This window comes from Streptomyces sp. NPDC054847, assembly GCF_053610925.1.
In genome coordinates this window covers 1-2,952 of sequence record NZ_JBSGZJ010000642.1, presented here as the reverse complement: position 1 = coordinate 2,952, position 2,952 = coordinate 1, and the positions used below count along the sequence as shown (strand labels likewise).

Annotated in this window: 5 protein-coding genes; 3 read left to right on the top strand and 2 right to left on the bottom strand. The window is 72.5% G+C overall.

The genetic code is table 11. The annotated features are described in order from the left end of the window. Together ACWGH4_RS33620 and ACWGH4_RS33615 are read left to right on the top strand one after the other, a co-directional pair. Positions 1–276, top strand: a 276-nt coding sequence (locus ACWGH4_RS33620; RefSeq protein WP_453467524.1) for a phosphorylase family protein, incomplete at its 5' end; no start/stop codon positions are given. Next, complete coding sequence (locus ACWGH4_RS33615) at positions 273–1,151, top strand: 1,4-dihydroxy-6-naphthoate synthase (protein ID WP_453467522.1); 879 nt, start codon at positions 273–275, stop codon at positions 1,149–1,151. The genes ACWGH4_RS33620 and ACWGH4_RS33615, both read left to right, overlap by 4 nt. Positions 1,152–1,248: 97 nt before the next feature. On the opposite strand, the gene ACWGH4_RS33610 is transcribed toward ACWGH4_RS33615, so the two are convergent. Beyond that, positions 1,249–1,632, bottom strand: a complete 384-nt coding sequence (locus ACWGH4_RS33610) for a cold-shock protein (protein WP_005315833.1) — start codon at positions 1,630–1,632, stop codon at positions 1,249–1,251. 181 nt (positions 1,633–1,813) lie between these two features. Here ACWGH4_RS33610 and ACWGH4_RS33605 point away from each other — a divergent pair, with 181 nt between their 5' ends. Continuing rightward, on the top strand, positions 1,814–2,062 hold the full coding sequence (locus tag ACWGH4_RS33605) for a hypothetical protein (RefSeq protein WP_159690605.1): 249 nt from the start codon (positions 1,814–1,816) through the stop codon (positions 2,060–2,062). Here ACWGH4_RS33605 and ACWGH4_RS33600 read toward each other — a convergent pair. Beyond that, the gene (locus ACWGH4_RS33600; RefSeq protein ID WP_453467519.1) at positions 2,041–2,685 is read right to left on the bottom strand and encodes an HAD family hydrolase; all 645 of its coding nucleotides are present in this window, start codon (positions 2,683–2,685) and stop codon (positions 2,041–2,043) included. The genes ACWGH4_RS33605 and ACWGH4_RS33600 overlap by 22 nt on opposite strands. Between the last annotated feature and the right edge of the window lie 267 nt (positions 2,686–2,952).

The following is a 2,952-nucleotide window of genomic DNA, read 5'->3' as shown; positions in this document are numbered from 1 at the left end:
GCCCACGCGCCCGTGCTGACCGTGTCCACGGTCACCGGCAGCGCCGCCCGGGCGGCCGAGCTCGCCCGCCGGCACCCGCGTGCCGCCGCGGAGGCGATGGAGGGCTTCGGCGTCGCCGAGGCCGCCGCCGCCCACGGCGTGCCCGTCGTCGAGATCCGCGCGGTCTCCAACGCCGTCGGCCCCCGCGACCGCGCGGCCTGGCGCATCGGCGAGGCGCTGGCCGCTTTGCGGAAGGCGTTCCAGCAGCTCGCCCCCGTCCTTCAGGAGCAACCGTGACCCTCCGTATCGCGTACTCGCCCTGCCCGAACGACACCTTCGTCTTCGACGCCTGGGCCCACGGCCGGGTCCCCGGCGCGCCCGCGCTGGACGTGACGTTCGCGGACATCGACCTCACCAACGGATGGGCCGAGCACGGCGGCGCCGACGCGTACGACGTGCTGAAGGTGTCGTACGCGGTGCTTCCGTGGGTGCTCGACGAGTACGCCCTGCTGCCGTGCGGCGGCGCGCTGGGCCGGGGCTGCGGCCCGCTGGTCCTCACGCGGGAGCAGGGCGCCGGGGCCACCTCCCGGGCCGGAGGCTCTGAGGGACTGAGCGGGAAGACGGTCGCCGTGCCGAGCGAGCGGTCGACGGCCTACCTGCTGTTCCGGCTGTGGGCCGCGGAGCTCGTGCCGGGCGGCGTCGGCGAGGTGGTCGTGATGCCGTTCCACGAGATCATGCCCGCCGTGCGCGACGGCAAGGTCGACGCCGGACTCGTCATCCACGAGGCCCGCTTCACGTATCAGGACTACGGGTTGCACTCCCTCGCCGACATGGGCGAGTACTGGGAGTCCACGACGGGCCTGCCGATCCCGCTCGGCGCGATCATCGCCAAGCGGTCGCTGGGCGAGGAGACCCTGCGCCTGCTCGCCGAGTCGGCCCGCACGTCCGTACGGATGGCCTGGGACGACCCGGAGGCCTCCCGACCGTACGTGCTCGAGCACGCCCAGGAGATGGACCCGGCCGTCGCCGACCGTCACATCGGGCTGTACGTCAACGAGTTCACCGCGGACCTCGGTGACGACGGCTACGCCGCCGTGCGCGGACTGCTCACACGCGCCGCGGCGGAAGGGCTCGTACCGCCCCTCGGCCCGGGCGCGCTCGACTTCGTCTGACGCACCGCGCGTTCACGCAACGACGACGCACCCGGCGCCCGGACCCGGAACTCCGGGTCCTTCCGCGCCGGGTGCCATGTCGTCGGCCGCGGGACGGCTACACGTCCAGCTGGTCCGCCACCGCGCGCAGCAGGCCGGCGATCTTCGCGCCCTGCGCCTTGTCGGGGTAACGGCCGCGCTCCAGCATCGGGGTGATGTTCTCCAGGAGCGTGGTGAGGTCCTGCACGATGGACGCCAGCTCGTCCGGCTTGCGCCGCTGCGCGGCCGCCACGGACGGCGTCGGGTCCAGCAGCGTCACCGACAGTGCCTGGTCGCCGCGCTGGCCGGCCACCACACCGAACTCGACGCGCTGGCCCGGCTTCAGGGCCTCTACCCCGGACGGGAGTACGGAGGAGTGCACGAAGACGTCGCCGCCGTCGTCGCGGGAGAGAAAGCCGAAGCCCTTCTCGCTGTTGAACCACTTGACCTTGCCGGTAGGCACGTCTGTCCTCGTCCTCGTACTCGTTGGGCGCTGGGGCACCGCAAGTCGGTCCGCCGAAAAACGGCTCTTGATAGCACTACAGCGGGTCGCCTGACCCGCCACCCCCAAGGCTAATGGTCCAGAGGCTGGTGACAAGACGTCCCCGGTCGGTTCGTACGCGCAAGGGAACTACCCTGGCCGAATGACTGCTACTCCTCCCGCCACCGCTCCCGCCCCGGGCGACGGGCTGGTGCGTGCCGGTGCCGTCCTGTTCATCATCGGCGCCGTGGCCACTCTGGTCACGGTGGCCCCGCTGTTCCTGGGCACCGAGCCCTTTCCGACCGTCGCCTACATGGTGAGCATGCTGATGGGCGTCGGCTTCATGGTCGCCGCCGCGGGCGTGCTGCGTTCCATCGCCGCGCAGCGGCGTCAGGCCGGATCCGCGCGGTAGGAACGCAGCCACGCCGGGAACGCGGTCAGGTCGTCGAGGACCACGTCCGCACCCGCCGCGCGCAGTTCGTCCGCGTCGCAGGGACCCGTCGGCACCGCCACGGAGAGCGCGCCGGCGACCCGCGCGCCCCGCACGTCGCCGATGTGGTCGCCCACGTACACGCTCGCCCCGTGCTCGTGCAGCGCCTCACCCTTGGCCTCCGCCCACAGCCAGCCGATCGTCTCGTCGGGCTCGATGCCGAGGTGCGCGAGGTGGAGCTTCGCGTTCGGCTCGTGCTTCGCCGTGACGACGATCGCCCTGCCCCCGGACTCCCGGACCGCGGCTATGGCCTCACGGGCACCGGGCATCGCGGGCGTCGGGGCGATCGCGTACACCGGGTACATCTCGCGGTACCTGTCGGCCGTCTCCTGGATCCGCTCGTCCGGGAACCAGTGCGCCAACTCCTGCTCCAGCGGCGGCCCGAGGCGCGAGACGGCCAGATCGGCGTCGATCGGAACGCCCGTCTCCTCGGACAGCGCGCGAAATGCGGCCCGGATGCCCGGCCTCGAGTCGATGAGCGTCATGTCGAGGTCGAAGCCGACGGTCAGGGGGCGCGGGGCGGAGTGAGGGGCCATGGGGGTCATTGTGCCCGCCCGTAGGCACGCATTTTCGGACGCATAGACTTAGCCAAGCCTTACCAACCTCGGACCGGTACCGGCGCTGCGCTCCGGCCTCGGCCCGTCCTCACGCCCGACACGACCGCACCTCGATTGGTTCCCATGTCAGCCAGACGCGCGCTCGCGGCCCGCCGCATCGGGTGGACGGCCGCCGCCGTCGCGGCCCTGCTGCTCGCGGTGCTGCTCAGCCTCGCGTTCGGGGCGCGCTCGGTCGCCCCTACCGCCGTCCTCGAC